Source organism: Wolbachia endosymbiont of Litomosoides brasiliensis (genome assembly GCF_013366805.1).
Lineage (GTDB): Bacteria > Pseudomonadota > Alphaproteobacteria > Rickettsiales > Anaplasmataceae > Wolbachia.
Genome location: NZ_WQMO01000005.1, coordinates 13948 through 34276 on the forward strand (window position 1 = coordinate 13948; position 20329 = coordinate 34276).

19 protein-coding genes and 4 pseudogenes are annotated in these 20329 nt (G+C 34.5%); 12 read left to right on the forward strand and 11 right to left on the reverse strand.

What is annotated here, in order from left to right:
* The first annotated feature begins 228 nt into the window (after positions 1-228).
* Positions 229-2127, forward strand: a complete 1899-nt coding sequence (gene htpG / locus GO684_RS01660) for a molecular chaperone HtpG (RefSeq protein ID WP_175938360.1) — start codon at positions 229-231, stop codon at positions 2125-2127.
* Positions 2128-2795: 668 nt separating this feature from the next.
* The gene (locus GO684_RS05975) at positions 2796-3008 is read left to right on the forward strand and encodes a hypothetical protein (RefSeq protein ID WP_175938362.1); all 213 of its coding nucleotides are present in this window, start codon (positions 2796-2798) and stop codon (positions 3006-3008) included.
* A 129-nt stretch (positions 3009-3137) separates the two neighbouring features.
* Here the strand turns inward: GO684_RS05975 and GO684_RS05980 are convergent.
* Positions 3138-4070 (reverse strand): annotated as a pseudogene (locus GO684_RS05980) (IS630 family transposase); the annotation flags it as partial.
* Positions 4071-4194: 124 nt separating this feature from the next.
* Between GO684_RS05980 and GO684_RS01680 the strand changes: the two are divergent.
* On the forward strand, positions 4195-4410 hold the full coding sequence (locus tag GO684_RS01680; protein ID WP_175938368.1) for a TomO hydrophobic C-terminal domain-containing protein: 216 nt from the start codon (positions 4195-4197) through the stop codon (positions 4408-4410).
* 73 nt (positions 4411-4483) lie between these two features.
* A complete protein-coding gene (gene hemA / locus GO684_RS01685; protein ID WP_175938370.1) occupies positions 4484-5686 on the forward strand; it encodes a 5-aminolevulinate synthase in 1203 nt (400 codons plus the stop codon).
* On the opposite strand, the gene GO684_RS01690 is transcribed toward hemA, so the two are convergent.
* From GO684_RS01690 to GO684_RS01705, 4 genes are all read right to left on the reverse strand, one after another.
* The gene (locus tag GO684_RS01690; protein ID WP_175938372.1) at positions 5678-6376 is read right to left on the reverse strand and encodes an inositol monophosphatase family protein; all 699 of its coding nucleotides are present in this window, start codon (positions 6374-6376) and stop codon (positions 5678-5680) included. The genes hemA and GO684_RS01690 overlap by 9 nt on opposite strands.
* 7 nt (positions 6377-6383) lie before the next feature.
* The gene (gene efp, locus GO684_RS01695; RefSeq protein WP_175938374.1) at positions 6384-6950 is read right to left on the reverse strand and encodes an elongation factor P; all 567 of its coding nucleotides are present in this window, start codon (positions 6948-6950) and stop codon (positions 6384-6386) included.
* A 65-nt stretch (positions 6951-7015) separates the two neighbouring features.
* The gene (rimM, locus tag GO684_RS01700; RefSeq protein WP_175938377.1) at positions 7016-7522 is read right to left on the reverse strand and encodes a ribosome maturation factor RimM; all 507 of its coding nucleotides are present in this window, start codon (positions 7520-7522) and stop codon (positions 7016-7018) included.
* Positions 7519-8688 (reverse strand): aspartate aminotransferase family protein, encoded by a 1170-nt coding sequence (locus tag GO684_RS01705; RefSeq protein ID WP_175938379.1) that lies wholly within the window; start codon positions 8686-8688, stop codon positions 7519-7521. Before GO684_RS01705 ends, rimM begins: the two co-directional genes overlap by 4 nt.
* A 64-nt stretch (positions 8689-8752) precedes the next feature.
* On the opposite strand from GO684_RS01705, the gene GO684_RS01710 reads away from it, so the two are divergent.
* The 4 genes and pseudogenes from GO684_RS01710 (at position 8753) to GO684_RS01725 (ending at position 11467) form a co-directional block, all read left to right on the forward strand.
* Positions 8753-10180 carry a sensor histidine kinase gene (locus GO684_RS01710; RefSeq protein WP_175938382.1) on the forward strand — a complete coding sequence of 476 codons (1428 nt, stop codon included), beginning with the start codon at positions 8753-8755 and terminating at the stop codon, positions 10178-10180.
* A gap of 59 nt (positions 10181-10239) precedes the next feature.
* Positions 10240-10713 (forward strand): thioredoxin-dependent thiol peroxidase, encoded by a 474-nt coding sequence (bcp, locus tag GO684_RS01715; RefSeq protein ID WP_175938384.1) that lies wholly within the window; start codon positions 10240-10242, stop codon positions 10711-10713.
* A gap of 11 nt (positions 10714-10724) precedes the next feature.
* Positions 10725-11265: pseudogene (locus tag GO684_RS05735) on the forward strand (AAA family ATPase); the annotation flags it as partial.
* A 37-nt stretch (positions 11266-11302) separates the two neighbouring features.
* On the forward strand, positions 11303-11467 hold the full coding sequence (locus GO684_RS01725) for a hypothetical protein (protein WP_175938386.1): 165 nt from the start codon (positions 11303-11305) through the stop codon (positions 11465-11467).
* A 268-nt stretch (positions 11468-11735) separates the two neighbouring features.
* Here GO684_RS01725 and GO684_RS01730 read toward each other — a convergent pair whose 3' ends face one another.
* The 3 genes from GO684_RS01730 to GO684_RS01740 all read right to left on the reverse strand — a co-directional run bounded on the left by GO684_RS01730 (position 11736) and on the right by GO684_RS01740 (position 13047).
* On the reverse strand, positions 11736-11882 hold the full coding sequence (locus GO684_RS01730) for a hypothetical protein (protein WP_175938388.1): 147 nt from the start codon (positions 11880-11882) through the stop codon (positions 11736-11738).
* A gap of 449 nt (positions 11883-12331) precedes the next feature.
* Positions 12332-12706, reverse strand: a complete 375-nt coding sequence (locus GO684_RS01735; protein WP_369408518.1) for an MlaD family protein — start codon at positions 12704-12706, stop codon at positions 12332-12334.
* Positions 12707-12732: 26 nt separating this feature from the next.
* A complete protein-coding gene (locus GO684_RS01740; protein WP_175938390.1) occupies positions 12733-13047 on the reverse strand; it encodes an NADH-ubiquinone oxidoreductase subunit NDUFA12 family protein in 315 nt (104 codons plus the stop codon).
* A 64-nt stretch (positions 13048-13111) separates the two neighbouring features.
* Between GO684_RS01740 and GO684_RS01745 the strand changes: the two genes are divergently transcribed.
* From GO684_RS01745 to GO684_RS01755, 3 genes and pseudogenes are all read left to right on the forward strand, one after another.
* Positions 13112-14578, forward strand: a complete 1467-nt coding sequence (locus GO684_RS01745; protein WP_175938392.1) for a proton-conducting transporter transmembrane domain-containing protein — start codon at positions 13112-13114, stop codon at positions 14576-14578.
* 52 nt (positions 14579-14630) lie between these two features.
* The gene (rodA, locus tag GO684_RS01750; RefSeq protein WP_175938393.1) at positions 14631-15713 is read left to right on the forward strand and encodes a rod shape-determining protein RodA; all 1083 of its coding nucleotides are present in this window, start codon (positions 14631-14633) and stop codon (positions 15711-15713) included.
* A gap of 348 nt (positions 15714-16061) precedes the next feature.
* Positions 16062-16892 (forward strand): annotated as a pseudogene (locus GO684_RS01755) (IS630 family transposase).
* Positions 16893-16938: 46 nt separating this feature from the next.
* Here GO684_RS01755 and GO684_RS01760 read toward each other — a convergent pair.
* The 3 genes and pseudogenes from GO684_RS01760 to GO684_RS01770 form a co-directional block, all read right to left on the reverse strand.
* Positions 16939-17046, reverse strand: a pseudogene (locus GO684_RS01760) (PD-(D/E)XK nuclease family transposase); the annotation flags it as partial.
* Positions 17047-17216: 170 nt separating this feature from the next.
* Complete coding sequence (gene ccmA / locus GO684_RS01765; RefSeq protein WP_175938395.1) at positions 17217-17837, reverse strand: heme ABC exporter ATP-binding protein CcmA; 621 nt, start codon at positions 17835-17837, stop codon at positions 17217-17219.
* A 3-nt stretch (positions 17838-17840) separates the two neighbouring features.
* On the reverse strand, positions 17841-18272 hold the full coding sequence (locus tag GO684_RS01770) for a hypothetical protein (RefSeq protein ID WP_175938396.1): 432 nt from the start codon (positions 18270-18272) through the stop codon (positions 17841-17843).
* Positions 18273-18472: 200 nt separating this feature from the next.
* Here GO684_RS01770 and aspS point away from each other — a divergent pair, with 200 nt between their 5' ends.
* Positions 18473-20275, forward strand: a complete 1803-nt coding sequence (gene aspS / locus GO684_RS01775) for an aspartate--tRNA ligase (RefSeq protein WP_175938397.1) — start codon at positions 18473-18475, stop codon at positions 20273-20275.
* Positions 20276-20329 lie beyond the last annotated feature (54 nt).

Below are 20329 nucleotides of genomic sequence, written 5' to 3' on the forward strand. Positions count from 1 at the left end.
TACCTGTACGGATTGAAATAATTGAATGCTTTCATTAATTCTTAAGGGGAGTGGGACATTTGTCAAGTAGTTTCTTCCAACACGCTGCTAAAAGTTTGCTATGTAAGGAAATTCTACAAATTGGGTACCGTAATAATTATAGCTGCATTAATTTTGGTGTACGTGACTTGAAAGATCATAGTTCAATACTTAAATCATTAGGGTAGTAAGCAAATAATGGAGCTTAAAATGCATAACGTAAAAGGAACTGAAAATTTAAAGTTTAATGCTGAAGTAGGGAAAGTACTGAATATAGTAATTCATTCACTCTATACTAATAAAGATATTTTTCTGCGTGAGCTGGTATCAAATGCATCAGATGCATGCGATAAATTGCGCTATGAATCTCAACTAAACCCCAATTTACCAGATTCAAGTAGCGAGTTAAAAATCACTATTAGCTCCAACAAAGATGAGAATGAGCTGTACATAATCGACAATGGAATCGGGATGAACAGGCAGGATTTAATAGATAATCTTGGTACAATTGCAAGCTCTGGTACACAGAAGTTCTTGGATGCGATTAAAAATAGCAAGGATTCAAGTCAAACTTTAGAGCTGATCGGAAAATTTGGTGTCGGTTTTTACTCAAGCTTCATGGTTGCTTCGGAGGTGATAGTTGAATCTCGAAAGGCAGGGGAAGAGGAATCTTGGGTCTGGAGATCTACAGGAGATGGAGAATATTCGGTCAGTAAATTGGATAATCAAATTCCTTGCGGAACGAAAATTACCTTGGTTATACGTCCCGAGGAAAATGAGTTTTTAGACAAGTTTCGCATTGAAAACATTGTTACTACCTATTCGGATCACATAAATTTTCCTGTTGAATTTATAGATGAAGAAGGAAAACGTGAAAAATTAAACAACAAAGCTGCAATTTGGACTAAGCCAAAAAATGACATTACTCAAGAGGAGCACAATGATTTTTTCCGCAGTGTCGCGCATATTGGCGGGGATCCTTGGATGATATTGCATAATAAAAATGAAGGAGCAATAGAATATACAAATTTGCTTTATGTTCCTTCTATTAAACCTTTCGATTTGTTTCACCCAGATAGACGTTGCTCTGTAAAACTATATGTAAATAAGGTATTTATTACTGAAGACAATGTACAAATCATACCACAGTACTTACGTTTTCTGAAAGGTGTTGTCGATTCCCCAGACTTGCCTCTTAATATCAGCAGAGAAACGCTGCAGAATAACCGTGTTGTTGAACAAATTAGAAAATCCCTCACTAAGCGTGTAATATCAGAGCTCAGTAAGAAGGCACAAGAGAATTTAGAAGAATACACGAAATTCTGGATCAATTTTGGTGCGGTATTAAAAGAGGGTCTCTGTGAAGCTATGCCAACTGACGAAAGAGAAGCGCTGCTTTCAATTTGCAGATTTCATAGTACTAATGATGAGAAACTAGTCAGTATTGATGACTACATAAGCAGAATGAAGCCTGAGCAGGAGCATGTCTATTACCTAACTGGAAATAGCCTTGATTCAGTAAAAAATAGTCCACAACTTGAGGGATTTGTCACCAAAGGATTGGAGGTTCTTCTGTTCGTCGATCCAGTAGATGACTTTTGGACTAGTGTAATTTATGAATATAAAGATCAAAAATTTAAGTCTGTAACTCGTGCGGATGTTGACCTGGAAAAATTCTCTCCGGAAAAAAAGGATGAAGAGAATAAGTCAGATGAAGAAAGGGCTGAGAGAAATACAGGTTCTATACTGCAGTATTTCACCAAAGTTCTTGGTAATGCAGTGAAAAGCGTAAAAATTTCTAAAAAATTGACTGATAGTCCTGTGTGTCTAACAGTTGATGAGGGTGCTATGGATCTTAGAATGGAGCGTCTTTTGCGTGAACAAAAGCAGCTAAATTACCGCACGCCAAAGGTGCTTGAGATCAATACTAAGCATCCTGTAATAAAAAGCATAATAAAATATTACACTGAGAGCGGTGAAAATCCAACATTGGAAGATATGGTTCATCTATTGTTCTATCAAGCTTGCATAGTGGAAGGAGAAGAGATGGATGACGCAAGCCTGTTTGCTAAGAAGTTAAACAACTTGCTTGGCAGAGTTATAATTTAGTGCTATACTGAATTAGTCTGGTTTATAGTCAGTGATTAATATGGCTAATCAAACAGACTTTCTTGGTTCAAGCTGGGGGAAATAGATATAAATCAAGGAACAGTTAAAATTAAAGAACATTACCATATATGAACAATCAACCTAATCAAAGCTCTAGCACAGCAACTATGTTAGAATTTCAACTAACACAATCTTTACTCAGTAGAGTAAAGGTAAATGAGGATAATAAAAATGCAAATTCTAGCAAGTAAGCACAACTTGACTCGAACAGAATGAATTTTGTGGTTAAAGGGTATGTTTTCAGATTGTACGGTAAGGATAGTTACTTGCTTCCAAATGAAAGCAAAGATTATCGCCTATTTGCCAAGAGAGTTTTCACAGGAATGTTTAAATATGCTAAAGCGTGAATTCTAATGACCGTACATTGGAGAAATTAATTATTAATTGCAATCAAGCAGGACATGAATTTGCAATGTATAAATAAATTCAGCTTATACTTGCTCATACCTATTCCTACTTTACAAGGAATGGATAGACAATAATGAAAGGGAAGCCATACTGAAGTAAGTAAAATAGTGAGGTTTAAATGGCGTTGAAACCAAAATTACTGGACGAAAAAGTTGTGGAATTGGTAAAAGAAATGCTGAAGAAAGTGCAAAATAATGCATGTGTTACAAAAAAACAAATGCTGCAATTGTAGCAAAAAAGCACAGTATAACAGCCATAGCAAAAATACATTACATTTTAGAACAGCATTGACTACATGGATAAAGCACCTAAAATTTGGAAGAGAAGAAAAATCTTTTGCTCCCCTCAACGTTGTAGACAAAGTTGAAGTATGGATACAAGAAAACCTTAATATTACACTATTAAAGAAATGAGAATAAGAATCTAGGAGAAATCTGGTTTGAACATCAGCAAGTTTACAGTACATCGTAATAGTAAAAAATGAAGTTTTCGTATATTATTGCCAAGGCCAATTCATGTAAACAAGGCAAAGGTAGGCAGAAATTGCAAAGTTGTTTAATTGCAGATGAAAAAGAGAGGTAATAAATTTGCACAAAGCACTATTACGCAAAATGTTTTGTTTTATATATAACTAAAGTCTTTCAATAGAATTGAGCTTAGGTGAGTACGGTGACAAGTATCTAATCTCAATATTTTTAGGTACCTTTAAACCTTTTGACTTATGCCAACTAGCACAATCCATGACAAGAAAGACTTCTCGTGTTCTTAAATATTGCGATATTTGTTCAAGAAATATATTCATACAATTAATGTTGACATTTGGCGTAAATAAGCTAGGACTCTTCCATATTCTTAGGATCAACTGCACTGTAGAGATAAAAATTTTGTCTACCTAATTTTACTTCAATCCGTGCTCTAACGCCTTTTTTAAACCATATGTGTCTAATTTCTAAATGTGTGCAAACTGAGATTTGTCAAAGATGAATAACTCTTATTCAGGACACTCATCAATAGTCTCATTAAGTTTCTTTAAAACTCTTCCTATCCACCTTTATCTTGTTCATTGTGAATTAGTTTTAGTGTAATATGTGAAAACTTCATTTTTTGCATATTACGGCGCATTATAGACTTGTTGACATTTAAGCCAAATTTTTCCTGGATTCTTATTCTCATTTCTTTAATGTTAATATTATGGCTTTCCTGTACCCATACTTCAACTTGTTCAAATTGAACCTGATTTAATCTAGTTTTTCTACAAAGTTAAGGGGAGCAAACAATTTCTCTTCTCTTACGAATTTTAGTAGTGCTGTTTTTGAAATGCAACATATTCTTGCTACGGCCGTTATACCATGCTTTTTCGCTGCAATTACAGCATTTAGTTTTTTTGCAACATATGTGTTATTTCGTACTTCCTTCAGTACTTTTTTTACTGATTCCATGACTTTTCCATCCAATAATTTTAATCTCAACACCATTTAAACTTCACTATTTTATTCATTTTAGTATAGCTTCTCTTCCATTATTGGAAGTTCATTCCTCGTAAAGTGGGAATAGGTATGAGAATAACAAATCTACTTCACAAAACACAAAGAGCAGTAAGTGCATGCTATAGCTGTTTTTACATTAGAAATAGCTGGAACTGCTCTAGGAGTAGCCATTACAGTGCACTTAGAGATTGGCAGTGAGAATATTAGTTGTAGCTTGTTGTATACAATTGCTGTTACAACTATATACTACTGTTGTGAGCCTTCAAGTTCGCTCAAAGAAAGTAAAGCCGATCAACTTGTTAAAGAGAGAGTTGCTGTACAACAGTAAACTAGGGAATAAATATAGTAGTCTACCATTGAATAACTTATTATAATTGTATTAGTTATTAATAGATAAAAACTTGGTAGACTACGAAGAAATATTCTTAAACAAAATCAAGGATATAAAAGAAGAAGGGCGCTATCGTGAATTCACACATTTCGCGTCGTTGCCTGGCAGGCTTCCCTATATTATGGATTGTGAAAGAAGCAGGGAAGTCATCGTTTGGTGCAGTAATAACTATCTGGGGATGTCACAAAATGAGAGTGTTGTCGCTGCTATTCAAAATTCGTCAATTGGTGCAGGAGGAACAAGAAATATATCAGGTACAACAAAAGAAGTTGTCGAACTCGAGCAATCACTAGCTTGTTTGCATAACAAGGAGGCTGCTTTAACTTTTGCTTGTGGTTACCTCGCTAATCAAACCACACTTAGCACTTTATCGTCTGTTATTCCTGATGTAGTAATTTTTTCAGATGAGAAAAACCATTCTTCTATGATAGAGGGCATAAAGTCAGGAAAAAGACCAAAACATATATTTAAGCATAATGATGTTGACCACTTAAAACAGTTGTTAAAGTCTGTAGACAGAAAAATACCAAAAATAATAGCGTTTGAGTCCATATATTCAATGGATGGCGATATAGCACCGCTGAGAGAAATATGTGACCTAGCAGATCAATATAATGCAATTACCTACTTGGACGAGGTACACGCAGTTGGCATGTATGGTCTACACGGTGGTGGAATTGCGGAGAGAGAAGGCCTAATAGATAGAGTAACTGTTATTCAAGGTACATTATCAAAAGCGTTTGGAGTGATGGGTGGGTATATAGCGTCTTCAAAGAGCTTGGTAGATGTAATAAGAAGTTCTGCTCCAGGATTCATCTTCACCACTGCTATGTCCCCTGTTTTAGCAGCAGCAGCAAAGGCAAGCGTTGAGCATCTAAAATCAAGCAACTTTGAAAGAGAAAAGCAAAGACAAGTTGTTGAAAAAGTAAAAAACTCACTGAGCAATGTGGGGATTAATTTTATTCCAACAAAAACTCATATAATTCCAATAATAATTAGCGATCCAGAGTTATCTAAAAGAGCATCAAAATTATTATTTGATGAGCATGGAATATATGTTCAACATATAAATTACCCGACAGTCCCAAAAGGAACTGAGCGTTTTCGTATTACCCCCACACCTTATCATACCGATGAAATGATAGAACATTTAACAGAATCGCTTGTAAAAGTTTTTGTAAAATTGTCTATTTCTGTAGCTTGTTTATGTTAGCTTAATATCTCCAGCAATAATGAATCCATTGTCTTCCGTTAGTCTGCCAGCACTTTCTTGAAGAAGAAGTCTGCCCAGCAAGGCCTTATATTTGTTAACTCCGGAATAAACTATTCCACTGTATCTTCCTGCAGTAAGGTATGTAAAACCTAAAACTATTGAGCCAACAGAGCGTACATTACTGTTGCCTGGCAGTAATTTATCTAACAAATTACCACTTACATCTATTAAACCCCCTTCACGACTTCTCATTCGCATTTTTATATGACGAGATTTAAAGTCTTCAAGAAAAGCTCCTTTCTTTTCTTCTGCCCAAAAAGTTTCTCTAAGAGCAGGAGCATCAACTACAGCTGCCACAACTTTATTTTTGTGAATAAGACAAACTGATACTGCAAAATAAACCATACAACTAGAAAAATTCTCCCTACCCTCTATGGGCATGATAAACCAAGTATAATCCTTCCCCTTCGTTTCTTGATCAGTATCATCCTCAAAGATAAACCTATAGTCTTGTTTGTAATCGTGCAAGCAGTTGTATATAGTTTGCTTGGATCTTGAGTAAGTTTTATTGATAAAGTCTGCTGACTTAACATTGGAAATTTGCAATTCATTAAAATCACGCATAAGCTGCTTAGAAGCACTGCGCACAGAATCAAGCATCACATTAATCCGTGGTGATGAGATAGACATTTTTCCTTTACTCTTTCACTCTTTCATAATAGCTATCATTGGGAGTATATACTACAACTTTATCCTCTTCTTTTATAAATTGAGGAACGTTAACACGCATTCCGTTTTCCAAAATTGCGGGTTTGTAAGAGGAAGTAATAGTCTGCCCTTTAATAAAAGACTCTGTTTCTTTTACAGTCAATCTTACATAATCTGGCACATGTGCAAAGATTATTTTATCTTGGTAAGTTACTACCTTAATTCTCATATTATCCTGTAAATAAATCTTTTTTTTCCCCAATAAGCCCAAATTTACAGTGATCTGCTCGTAATTACTTGGGTGCATAAGATTTACAATATTTCCTTCAGTAAAGAGGTAAATATATTCCTCCTCATCCAAAATTGCCCTTCTGATTGTTGCATTAGAACGGAATCTTTCGTAAAGTTTTGCTCCGGTTTTGATGTTTTTCATTTCAGCTTGTATGTATGCACCACCTTTACCTGGTTGAGTATGCATGATACTTACAACCAAAAATAATCCACCATTATGTTCTAACACTTGACCTGACCTAATGTCATTAGCTCTTTCTACCATAATTACATTTTCAGTTTGATTTTACAATTATAAGTAGCTTTCACATAAATATCAAAGCCTCTTTATTAATCAATAAACTCCGGCATATTGAGCGTAATATACCTTTTTTTTACGTTTACATAAGGAAATATCTCTTTAGTAAGGGATAGCATAATATTCTCTTTTGTACTGATAACTGAAATTTCCAATATGTCTCCTGAACCGAAATTATATATAGATTTTATGTAGCCATACAACTCATCATTTCCCAGCCTTACTTCCATGTTTACAAGGTCACTTTGATAAAATTCATTCTCATCACTTAACTTTGGTAGCTTGTTTCTTTCTATGTATAATTTCTTATTTCTTAAAAGCTCTGCTTCATTACGAGAATTTACTCCACTTATTGTAGCGACTACTAAATTGTCACCTATGACAGACACTGAGCCTATATCATAATTCTCACCATCACTTATTAGTTTACCATACAATGAAATATTTTCAGGTTTCTCAGTAAAGGTTTTGACTTTAACAGCTCCTTTAATTCCGTGAGGAGAAGTAATGACTCCCATGCATACTAAATCTTCGTTCATATTAATTCAGACAAATATTGAGCCAGAATCTCAATGCCCTCATCAATTTCTTTTTTAGTGATAATGAGTGGAGGCAAAATCCTTACAACATTATCTGATGTTACTCCAACAGTAAGCAAGCCACGACGACTTAGCTCGCCTGCAAACTTTTGATTATCCATTTTCACTTTTATTCCAAGCATCAGCCCTTTCCCTCTTACTTCTTCTATCATTGGAAATCTACTCGCCAGGTCTTCTAGTTCATTTTTTAAATACTTACCACTGAGATCCACATTTTCTAGAAAGCCAGGGCTGAGTAATTTGTCAAGTACAGCATTGCCCACTGAAGTTGCAAGTGGATTGCCACCAAAAGTGGAACCATGAATGCCAACTGCCATATATCGTGCAGCCTTTTCAGTTGCAAGACAAACTCCCAGCGGAAAACCACCTCCTATTCCCTTTGCAAGAGCACATATATCAGGTTTCACTCCTACATGTTCGTATGCAAATAACTTTCCTGTTCTGCCAGCGCCACATTGTATACAATCAAAAAATAGCAATATGTCATTTTCATCACACAGCTTTCTTAGTTCTTTCATAAAAGCATCATTCATTACTTTGACGCCACCTTGCCCTTGTATTGGTTCTATTAACATTACTCCTATATCATTAGAAATTGCTTTTTTTACGCTTTCGATATTGGGCTCGATGTTATCACACCAGTCAATATAGGGATTCAGTAACTCAGAAAATTTCCGTTTATCATTTATAGCACAAGTTAAGAAGGTTCTCCCATGAAATGCGCCATGAAACGTTAAAATTCTATAGCGGGTTTTATTGCCTTTTCCATTCTGGTAGACCCTAGCAATCTTCAGCCCGCACTCCACTGCTTCTGATCCAGAATTTGCAAAAAATACAGTATCAGCGAAACTGTTGTTTATTAATTTTTCTGCAAAGTTACCAGCAGCAGGTATATTATAGGTATTTGATACATGCCATAGCCTTTCTCCTTGCAAATTAAGAGCACTAGTTAACTGCGAATTAGTGTGACCTAAGCTACTGACAGCTATCCCAGAATGAAAATCTATGTAGCGCTTACCCTCAATATCATATAAGTAAATACCTCTTCCACAAGAAAAACTTATATCAATATGAGAATAAACTGGCAAGGTAGGAGAAATTGTCATAAAAGTATGGTATGCTAAATTCTAATTAATAACATAAAAGCCGTCATTTCACAATGAGAAGGATATGTATAAGATAAGCAAATTAATACTTTCTGCACTAAGGGAAAACAAATATACAAAAGTTATTGTATTATTCTCATCAATCTTTGTGATTTTATTTAGCGTGATATATTGCAATTATTCGCTAAGGGATGATTTTCTTTCTTCTCATCGCAATTCAAGTATAAGCTTAAAAAGCATACTGGAAAATAGCATAATAAAAAAGTACCATTACCTACTAATAGAAAAACATCACATAAAACACAAAAGCTTTGATTATATAAACCAATTGATAAAACTGCGTGCTGAATTGTTACAGTCAGTTAGCGAAGTGAAGGATCTGAGCTTGATACTATATGATCAAAATAGCAGAATAATATTCAGTAATTTTAATACTCAAGGTCATGATTACGAACAGTTACTTACAAACGACGAAATTGATAAATTACTAAATAATCAAGAGATATTCTACACTATAGGACATACACTAATTTCTATTTTTCCTATACTTCATGAAAATGACACTAAGCCATCTTTTTTTTTGAAGATTATTCAAAACCACAACAACTTTTACGTTATGGTGTACAGCCTGTTTTTAATGTTTTTAGGATTGTTATTAGTAATTTTAATATCAATAATGCTTTACTTACATTTTTTTAATACCCAAACGCTAGCCAAGCAACAAAAAACTAATATTGAATTACAGCAAATGAAAGAAGCATTAGAGCAAGAGAATGCAAATAAGCTAAAGTTTTTTGCAAGCGTCACACATGAGCTGCGCACACCTCTTAACGCTATTATTGGATTTGCGGAATTGATTAAAAATGAAACCTTAGGTTCGATGGATAACTCTCAATACAAGGAGTACGTGAACGATATATATAATGCAGGAACACACTTACTTACTTTAATTAATGATGTGTTAGACTTTTCAAAAGCTGAATCGAGCACTTTAACAGTAGAAAAAGTGAAGTTTAACCTGAACAAGATAATAGATTCATGCTTAAATATGCTGTTACCTAAATTAAAAGAAACCGGAATTAGTTTAAAGAAAGAGGTGCCTAATAAACAATTATTAGTTATCGCAGATCCCAAGAGAATGAAACAAGTTATAATAAATTTACTATCAAATTCAATCAAATTTACTCCCAAGGATGGTTTAATAAGAATGGTAATTAAAGAAAACATAGAAAAAAACTTATTGACCATTGAATTTCATGACAATGGGATAGGAATAATGCAACAAGACATATATAAAGTTATGTCTGTTTTTGGCCAAGCAGATTCAGGATATAGAAACGAAGGCACTGGTATTGGATTACCACTTAGCAAAAAATTAGTAGAATTAATGGGTGGCACTTTCAATATCAAAAGCGAAGCGAAACTTGGCACTACGATAACGTTAAACTTTTTTTATGAAGAGCAAACATGTGAAGATTTGATTGATTTTTAACTAGAATTCTTGTAAACTCTGACTACAACTTATTACAAGTATTATTAACGAAGGGAGACATGAAATTGGTAGCAGGAAATAGTGCACCAGACTTTAGCTTACCAACAGACTCTGGTGAAAATTTATCATTGAGTGATTTTTTTTATAAAAAAAATATCGTTCTTTATTTTTATCCTAAAGACGATACCCCAGGTTGCACGCTAGAGGCAAAAGGCTTTAGAGATAAAATAAATGATTTTTCTTCCCTTGACACAGTAATAATTGGTGTGTCAAGAGATAGCGTTAAGTGCCACGCTAACTTCAAAGCAAAATATTCTCTACCATTTTATTTAGTTTCTGATGAAAATGCCGAAATGTCGGAGAAATATGGTGTTTGGGTAGAAAAAAGTATGTTTGGCAAAAAGTATACGGGAATAGAGCGCACTACTTTCTTAATAGATAAAAAAGATAAAATAGTTAGAATCTGGAAGGACGTAAAAGTTAGTGGGCATATCAATGAGGTTTTAGAGGAAGTAAAGAAAATACAAATTTAAAGAATAGGCTAATGGTTGCCCATTGCTTATAAAAAAGTTGAAATGAAGTAATTTTCGTAACCACTCAAATCTTGAACTGGACTTAGATGACAGCTCAGTCGTGATAACTGGCAAAAATGGTATCGGTAAAACCAATATACTTGAAGCAATTTGTTGCTTGCTAAAAGCAAAAGCCAGTGAGATGCAAAACAGATTCAGTAATGAAGATTGAGCAGTGCACTGTGTTTTTTTAAATGGAGCAGGCCTTAACCCAATCGGTATTGCAAAAAGTTTCAATAAGAAGCTGATACAAGTTGGTGGAAAACGCAATCAAGTTATTCATCTCTGTACAGGATATTCAATGTAATATGGCTAATTTCACAAGTGGATTATATCCTCCTTAATTCTCTAAGTTGATAGGTTAAAATTTTTGGACCATATAGTTTCACTATTTGAAGAAAATCACACTTACTGTTACATAAGATATTAGGAAAGTGAAATGTAAGCAAGTAGACTGTTAAGGGAAAACATTTTAGTGAAAACTAGCTTGCTAGCTTCAAGAATACCATGGCTGTATATAGTTAATATCTTATCCAATCCTTAACTGTTAGTGGGTCAAATAAGCTACTGTATTACAGACTTTATTACGCAAAATGTTCTGTTTTATACACAACTAAAGTCTCTCTCAACAGGATTGAACTCAGGTAAGTACGGTCGCAGGCATATAATCTTGATATTTTTAGGTACCTTTAAATTTTTGACTCATACCAACTAGCACAACTTACGATAAGAAAGGCTTCTTGTGTTCTAAAACATTGTAACTTTTGTTCAAGAAATATACTCATACAATCAGCGTTGACATTCGGTGCAAATAAGCTAGAACTCTTTTCAGTTCTAGAATTAACATGCACTGTAGAGATAAGAATTCTGCCTACCTAATTTTACTTTAACCTGTGTTCTAACGCCCTTTTTAACCACCCTTGTCCAATTCTTGAATGTGTACTAAACCACGATTCATCGAAGATGAACAACTCTTGTTCAGGCTACTTACCAATAGTCTCATTACATGTACTTAGACTGCCAACATTCAAGCCAAATTTTCCCTGGGTTCTTATTCTCATTTTTTTAATGGTAATATTAGGGTTTTCTTGTATCCATACTTCAACTTGTTCAAATTGACTCTGATTCAATCTAATTTTTTTATGACGTTAATGAGGAGTAAACAATTTTTCTTCTCTTCCAAATTCTATGTGCTTTATCCATGCAGTTAGTGCTGTTCTTGAAATGCAACGTACTTTTGCTACTGCTGTTTATGCTGTGCTTTTTTGTTGCAATTATAGCATTTAGTTTTTTTGTAACATATGCGTTATTTCACACTCCCTCAGCACTCCTCTTTAGGTTAAAAGCTTTACACCACTCTTCAAATGGCCCACCCCTATCATGGAAATACTGTATTGGACAGCAATCTTGGCAATCCAAATGCTAAATAATACCAAGCAGTTTTCAGACTGTTTAACCAAAGCAATACACATAGGCACACTGTGGCCTATGTGCAAAGCATACTAATATTTAGCTTGCCATTTTTATTTTGAAAACATACCAAGGATTTTATCTGTTATTCCACGTACATTTATTCAGATTAAGTATATTCTATTTTATCACCATTTGAAATTAATTTGATGCCTGACCCAGGTGATATATTAAAAAACTTACTACCGACAACTTCATTGCTAGTGATCAGGGCTGAGCTATCAATTAGCAACTCCATGTCTTCACTTATGCACATACCAACCCGCTTCACATAGGCAGCTTTATCAAGTGATACACCAGTTATACTTCCAATATCTACACCAAAAATCTTAACACTGTCACTAACTCCTATACCGTTAGCGTTAGAAAGAAAAGCCGTATATTTTATAGCAACTCTTGTAGCTTTTTTTATGCTAGACAGCTCATTGATAACAAAGAAAGCCAGAAGAATAGTGAAGATTAATACAAATAATCTAGCAGTTATTTCAAGTACACTTGACCTTCACATCCTTAGTGATTAGGACTCCATCTTTCATAGTAATTCTTTACTTTTTGGTTTGGGTAATATGCATCCTTTGTACCCGTTAAATTGGGAATGTGCTTTAATTTTCTTTTTTTACTATTAACTGGCACTGCATCATTAGTGTAGTGAAGCCATATATGCCATTCAGGCGGCACTGTTGTGGGTTCAGAGATACCGCTATACATAACCCATCTTTTTCCTTCACTTGATTCATAGTAAGAATTCCCATTTTCATCTTTTCCTACAAATTTACCTTCCTTTCGTGATAGGCGTTTTATTGCATTACAAATTTTAGACAACATAAGGGTGTTAAAACAAAAAGTATTATATATACTAATACTTTAACAGCTTATTAACAACAACTCAATGCAATTACCAATTTTACAAGTTATCATACCAATAATTGCATCGATGCTTTGTTTTCTTACTAGAGAACACAAAGTGTCCTGGTTTATTTCTTTTACTACAACGATAGTCACCCTCTTTATTTCATCGGTACTATTCATAAAAACATACAACGGCGAAACCATAACTTACCACCTTGGAAATTGGGCTCCCCCATACGGAATAGAGTTAAGAATTGATATATTAAATTCCTTAATTCTAACTCTTGTAAACTTTATAGCATTGATAAGTGTGCTCTATAGCTTTTACATTAATGAAAAAGAGATTAGTAAAAATAAAATCACAGGTTTTTACTCCTTGTTCCTATTGTGCTTAAGCGGATTACTCGGGATCTTAGTAACAAACGATATATTCAACCTCTATGTTTTTCTGGAAATTTCATCTCTTTCATCCTACGTGTTAGTTTCAACGGGAAAGGACAAAAAAGCCCTGGTTGCAGCATTTGAATATCTGATTAGTGGAACAATAGGTGTAACGTTTTACTTGTTTGGTATCGGGCTTTTGTATTCTATGACAGGAACGCTCAATATGTCTGACATGGCTGAGAGAATAGTGCCGTTATATGATAACAACATCATAAAACTTGGTACATTGTTTATTTTTGTTGGTCTTTCAACCAAGATGGCACTATTTCCATTAAGCAGATGGTTAGTTAATTCATGCAGCGAGGCACCAAATTTCATCAGCATATTCTTTTCAGGTACAGTGACCAAAGTAATGATATATGTTTTTATCAGAATCTTTTACACTGTCTTCCACCAGAATTTCTTCTTGCTTAAATTACCATTGAGCAATGTGATAATTATTCTTGCACTTTGCGCTATTGTATCTGGGTCAATTTTTGCAATGACTGCAAAAGACATAAGAAGACTATTTGCTCACTCTAGTGTTAGCCAGATTGGTTATATAATTTTAGTGCTGAGCTTAAACTCAAAAACAGGTTTATCTGCAGCAATTCTTCACATAATAAACCACAGTATAATAAAAACATCCTTATTCATGGTTGCAGGATGTATTTCTTATAAATTCGATACGACAAAAATAGAGAACTTATCAGGACTCAAGAAGTCAATGCCTTATACAGCGTTTGCGTTTACTCTACTCAGCCTGGCACTAGTCGGTATACCTTTAACAAATGGTTTTATAAGCAAGTGGTATATAATAAATGTAATTATTGAATCTCATGCACGGATTTCTCTTATAGTTTTTGCTGTCAGTTCTTTCCTTGCACTGATATATATGTGGAGGGTAGTTGAGAAAATGTATTTTGAAGGCAATACAGTGTCACGCACTGGAATGACATCGGGCAGAACCAATGATGTACCATTTCTTATGCTTTTCTGCCCACTATTCATGGCAGCTTTAACGTTAGTAGTTGGAGTATATAGTAATCCAATTCGGCTATTAGTTGAAAAGCTGAGTGTTTAATCTTCATTTTTTTTCATATTTTACTATACTTCAAGGTCACAAGATTTTTGTTGTGGATAGACTAAAGAAAATTCACTGGTTATTAGTCATTAACGTAATAGCTCTGTTTTGCGTCGGCATAGTTGTTCAATATTCCTCTGCTGGAGGAAAGTGGGTGCCATTTGCAATTCACCAGTTAGTAATATTTTTCTTTTTCTTCCTACTAGCTATAGCTATGTCATTCATAGAGCTAGATTTCTATTTGAAGCACGCTTACTTTTTTTTTATTGCAGCAGTGATTTCGCTGCTAGTAGTAAATTTTTTCGGCTTGCACACAATGGGTGTAACAAGGTGGATAAGAATTGGACCAATTAGCTTGCAACCATCAGAATTTGCAAAAGTAAGTTTAATACTTGCTCTTGCTCGTTATTTTGATAAGCAAAGTGTGTATAAAATGATGGAATTCCAAAGACTGCTTAAAGCACTGATAATTATTTTCTTACCCGTATTCTTGGTATTAAAACAACCCAACTTAGGCACAGCTGTGATAATATTACTCATAGGGACATCAATTGTATTTACAGCAATAATAAAAAGAACTCATTTAATAATCTGCGGAACGATTGGCATTCTTGCAATACCAGCTATTTGGCCTTCTTTGCGTTCTTATCACAAACAAAGGATATTATCATTTCTGGATTCATCAGTAGACCCGCTTGGAATAGGTTATAATGCACAGCAATCTCAAATAGCTATTGGTTCAGGGGGTCTATTTGGTAAGAGCTTTGTTAGCGGAAGTCAAACTCAACTTGGATTTTTGCCAGAAAAGCACACAGATTTTGCTTTTGCAGTGCTTGGCGAGGAATGGGGTTTTTTAGGTAGCATGGCTTTGATTGTACTCTATACTACATTACTTGCTATAATATTCTCTATTACCTATAGGTTAAAAGACTATTTTTCTAAGTTAGTATCTATTGGAATTTTTACTTTTTTCGGTGCTCACTTCTTTATAAATATCGGGATGGCAATAGGCCTTTTACCTGTAATAGGAGATCCATTGCCATTCTTATCTTATGGAGGAAGCACAACTGCTGCAAGCTTAATATGTATAGGGTTACTACTCAGTTCTGTAGCTTCTATGAAGAACTTAAACTAAGTTTTAGATTTCATCCGCAGAAAGGCCCATAGTCTGAGATATAATATTAATTGATATACCTGCTTTGAGTAGATTCTACACTGCTTCAATTTTTCCTTCTTCCCTACCCTTTTTCCCATCAATTTTTATACCTTTATCTCTAGCATCATCAAGCTTTTTGTACAAGGATAGCTTTTTCATCACGAATACACTTTAATCTCTCGCTCATAAGCTAAGAATTCTTTTTCTGATACCAATTCTCACTGTATAAGAAATGGATAGACAATAATGGAAAATAAGCTATACTGAATAAGTAAAATAGTGAGGTTTATATGGTGTTAAAATCAACAATTATTGGATGAAAAAGCCATGGAATCAGCAAAAGAAACACTGAAGGAAGTGCAAAATAACGCATATGTGCAAAAAACTAAATGTTGTAATTGCAGCAAAGAAGCATAGTGTAACAGCAGTAGCAAAAATATGTTACATTTCAGAACAGCACTAACTTCTTGAAGAATGGATACAAGGAAATCCTAATATTACTATTAAAGAAATGAGAATAAAAATCCAGGAAAAACTTGGCTTGAATATCAGCAAGTCCACAGTAATATACAAAATACATTAAAGCCAATTCCTAATGAATAAGATAGAGGCAGACAGGAAGAATTTTTAAAAAACTTAATGAAGTTATTGGTAAGTATCTTGAACAAGAGCTATTTTTCTTTGACGAATTATAGCTTGGCACACATTTGAAAATTAGACATGAGTGATTTTAAAAGAGCATTAGAATATAGATTAAAGTAAAATTAGGCAGACAAAATTTATCTCTACAGTGTAGTCAATCCAAGAAAAGGAGAGAGTTCTAGCCTATTTACACCAAATGTTAATACTGATTGTATGAATATATTTCTTGAACAAATGTTCAATATTTAAGAATACGAAAAGCCTTTCTTGTCATGGATTGCACTAGTTGGTATAAGTCAAAAAATTTAAAGGTATCTCAAAATATCGAGACTATATATTTACCATCATATTCACTCGAACTCAATTCCATTGAGAGACTCTTATCGTATATAAAATAGAACATTTTGCGTAATAAAGTCTATAATGCAATTGCTTTGCTTGAGAGTGCCTTGTGCAAATTTATTTACCTCTCTTTCTCACTTTGCAATTAAACAATTCTGCAACGTCACTTATTGATCCGATAACAATGAGATTGGTATCAAAGGCAATCTCAAGCACCCATTATGGTACTTAAAAACTCTATGTCCTTTATTTGACCCTTGCCAGTAAAGTTTGGGACATTATTGAGAAAGTGAATGAGAATATCCTTATTTTTTTCAGTACCAAAGATACATCAAAAGGCTACACCATTTTTCGGGTCAAGAAACTTTAACAAAGCCATAATAAATTAACTAGAGAAGTATTAATAATTATACATTATTTCTTACAAATATTTAATCTTATCTTTAATTTACAACTTTGAGTGGTTACCATTAACTTGATATACATGGCGAGAAGATATCAGCTATAACTATTAAAATTACATAAGTCTATTGTTGTAAAATTACACAATTGCTCTGTAGAGCTGTGTTCTGTAACAATTACTATACCATTTTGCTCAGAGCGTATTGAGATTAAATTTAGCACTAATTCACACGTTGCACTATCAAGATTACAAAACGGTTCATCTACTAACCAAACACCTGCGTTAGAAACTAAGAGGCGAGCAAGTGCAACCCTCTTTTTCCAACCTGTAGAAAGTTCACCATATTCAATATTAAGTACAGACTGTAACTGTAAACAACAAACAGCAGCCATAACCAATTCCTTAGTATTTCGTATTCCTGCCCAGAATTCTATGTTTTGAGCAACAGTTAAGCTATCCCTACAGGCATTTTTATGCCCTATATATACCATAAAAGGTATATAAGATTTTAGGTCATCATATATGTCTTTTCCACAATGTCTTATATTACCTGATACTGGTGGCAATAGTCCAGATAAACTTCTAATTAAGCTAGTTTTACCACTACCATTTGGACCAGTGATTAAGATCTTTGACTTTGGTTCAGCTTTAAAACTAAGATTTTTAAATAACACTTTGTTATTACGAACACAGGATAAATTTTCACATTCGAGCATAAACTATCTGCCCTTCCCTTTATGTTTGCCCTGAATTGAAGCCTGGGCTTTTATAAATAGCTCCCAAAACCCTTTCTTACCACCTTCTCTTTTCACTAATTGTGCTAAACGCTGCATCAATCCACCACTATGCATAACCATTTGCGTCCATTTACCTATTGGCTTCGCAATGTCAACTACTTCTGGGTCCTCTTTATAAATCTGTATATCCTTTTGACCATCACGTAGTATTTCCTGGCGTTTTATTAGTTCTCTTTGCTTATCTTTTTGATACAACTCATTGAATTTTCTGCCTTCTTCCCACTCTTCTTCAAGGACTTTCTTAGGAAACATGATTTTCCTAATCAAATTCCTGTACATTTTTCTAAAAAAGAGAAATATTGCAGCTACAGCAAGCAATGTTACGCTATATATTATGATCTGTGCAAACGACATTTTCCGTGTCTAAATTTATTAAAACACCTTTATTATTATATCACAATTATGGAAATTCCCACACTCTTGTGTGAGCAAAAGACAGCTAAAGCAATGTTCCCCATCTTGCAAATTGCATAAATGTAAGATGAATGGACTTGTATACAGTAAGGTTTATTTCTATACTTCTTAAAGGATTGTGTAACGGAGGACACACTAACATGAACTACTATAAAACTCACACGTGCAATGAATTAAGGAAGAACGACGTAGAGAAAGAAGTTACCCTTTTCGGGTGGATATTCCGTAAACGCGATCACGGAAATCTAATCTTTGTCGACTTAAGAGACTTCTATGGAATTACTCAGCTAGTATTCAATAATAACAAAGATTTTTTTTGCAAGATATCAGATCTAAAACCGGAGAGCGTAATTATTATTACAGGAATAGTCAAAGCTAGAACTGAAGGCACGATAAATAGTTCTATTTCGACAGGAGAGATTGAGGTTATAGTCAACAACTTGCACATCGAGTCAGAAGTTGAGTTTCATCACAATGAAGAAATAGCAAAAGAAGAAAGGAGTATATTAACAAGTATTGCAGGTAATCAGGAACACCCAGAAAATATGAGATTTAAATATCGGTTTCTTGACTTAAGGCGCGAAAAAATCCGTAACAATATCGTTCTGCGCTCACAAATCATTGCAGAGCTACGCAAACTCATGATAGAGCAAGGATTTTTGGAAATTCAAACTCCAATACTTACTGCTTCATCTCCTGAAGGAGCACGTGACTATTTAGTGCCAAGCAGACTAAATCCTGGTAAATTTTATGCATTGCCACAAGCTCCACAAATTTTTAAGCAGATGTTAATGGTCTCAGGATTTGACAAATACTTTCAAGTTGCACCATGTTTTCGCGATGAAGACGCAAGAGCTGACCGTTCCCCAGGAGAGTTTTATCAGCTAGATCTTGAAATGTCTTGTGTAACCCAAGAGGACATATTTCAAGTTGTTGAATCTGCCTTATATAAAGTGTTTGCCAAATTTTCTCACAAATCTGTCGATAAAGATTTTCCACGCATCACTTATAAAGAGGCAATGCTCAAATACGGCTCTGATAAGCCAGATTTGCGTAATCCATTGTTGATTAGCGATATTACAGAAATTTTTCGTGACTCAGAATTCAATATTTTTAAGAGCAACATTGAACGTGGCATGGTAGTGAGAGCTATCCCCGCTCCTAAAACAGCAGAGGAACCTCGTAGTTTTTTTGATAAAAAGATAGAACATGCACAAAAAGAATTTGGTGCTAAAGGTCTTGGATACATAACGTTTAATAAAGATGGCACCGCAAAAGGACCAATTGCTAAATTTCTTGACAACAATATGCTCTCTCACATAAGAGAAGTAACGAACATAAAGCCTGGAGACAGCGTGTTTTTCGCTTCTGACAAAGAAAATGAAGCAGCAATAATTGCAGGAAAAGTACGCACTCTCCTAGGGTTAGAATTAGGTCTTATAGGCAACAATGTTTTCAAGTTCTGTTGGGTTGTTGATTTTCCATACTTTGTGTATAACGATAAAAGTGAAAAAATAGACTTCTTTCATAACCCATTTTCCATGCCGCATGGTGGCTTGAAAGATCTAGAGGAAAAAAATCCACTAGATATCCTTGCTTACCAATATGATCTTATTTGTAATGGAGTAGAACTATCAAGCGGGGCAATTCGCAATAACAAACTAGATATCATGTATAAAGCGTTTGCCATTGCGGGCTATAGCAAAGAAGAAGTCAATACAAGATTTGGCGCGCTCGTGCGTGCATTCAGATTTGGAGTACCGCCTCACGGTGGAATAGCACCAGGAATTGACAGAATAGTTATGTTGCTTGCTGATGTATCAAACATTCGTGAGATAATCTGCTTTCCTATGAATCAGCAGGGTGAAGATGTTCTAATGGGTGCCCCTTCTAAGGTGGATAACAAATACTTACGCGAGTTGTCTTTAAAGGTTGTTGAATGAAAAACTCCACAGCAAAGCATGCCAATCAACAATATATTATAACAAATTAAAAGT

Excerpts from the sequence above, each read along its gene's own strand:
- efp (WP_175938374.1), bottom strand. The coding sequence starts at position 6,950 with ATGGTAGAAAGAGCTAATGACATTAGGTCAGGTCAAGTGTTAGAACAT.
- bcp (WP_175938384.1), top strand. The coding sequence starts at position 10,240 with ATGAAATTGGTAGCAGGAAATAGTGCACCAGACTTTAGCTTACCAACA.
- GO684_RS01710 (WP_175938382.1), top strand. The coding sequence starts at position 8,753 with ATGTATAAGATAAGCAAATTAATACTTTCTGCACTAAGGGAAAACAAA.
- rimM (WP_175938377.1), bottom strand. The coding sequence starts at position 7,522 with ATGAACGAAGATTTAGTATGCATGGGAGTCATTACTTCTCCTCACGGA.
- GO684_RS01770 (WP_175938396.1), bottom strand. The coding sequence starts at position 18,272 with ATGTCGTTTGCACAGATCATAATATATAGCGTAACATTGCTTGCTGTA.
- ccmA (WP_175938395.1), bottom strand. The coding sequence starts at position 17,837 with ATGCTCGAATGTGAAAATTTATCCTGTGTTCGTAATAACAAAGTGTTA.
- htpG (WP_175938360.1), top strand. The coding sequence starts at position 229 with ATGCATAACGTAAAAGGAACTGAAAATTTAAAGTTTAATGCTGAAGTA.
- GO684_RS01745 (WP_175938392.1), top strand. The coding sequence starts at position 13,112 with ATGCAATTACCAATTTTACAAGTTATCATACCAATAATTGCATCGATG.
- GO684_RS01690 (WP_175938372.1), bottom strand. The coding sequence starts at position 6,376 with ATGTCTATCTCATCACCACGGATTAATGTGATGCTTGATTCTGTGCGC.
- aspS (WP_175938397.1), top strand. The coding sequence starts at position 18,473 with ATGAACTACTATAAAACTCACACGTGCAATGAATTAAGGAAGAACGAC.
- GO684_RS01705 (WP_175938379.1), bottom strand. The coding sequence starts at position 8,688 with ATGACAATTTCTCCTACCTTGCCAGTTTATTCTCATATTGATATAAGT.
- GO684_RS01740 (WP_175938390.1), bottom strand. The coding sequence starts at position 13,047 with ATGTTGTCTAAAATTTGTAATGCAATAAAACGCCTATCACGAAAGGAA.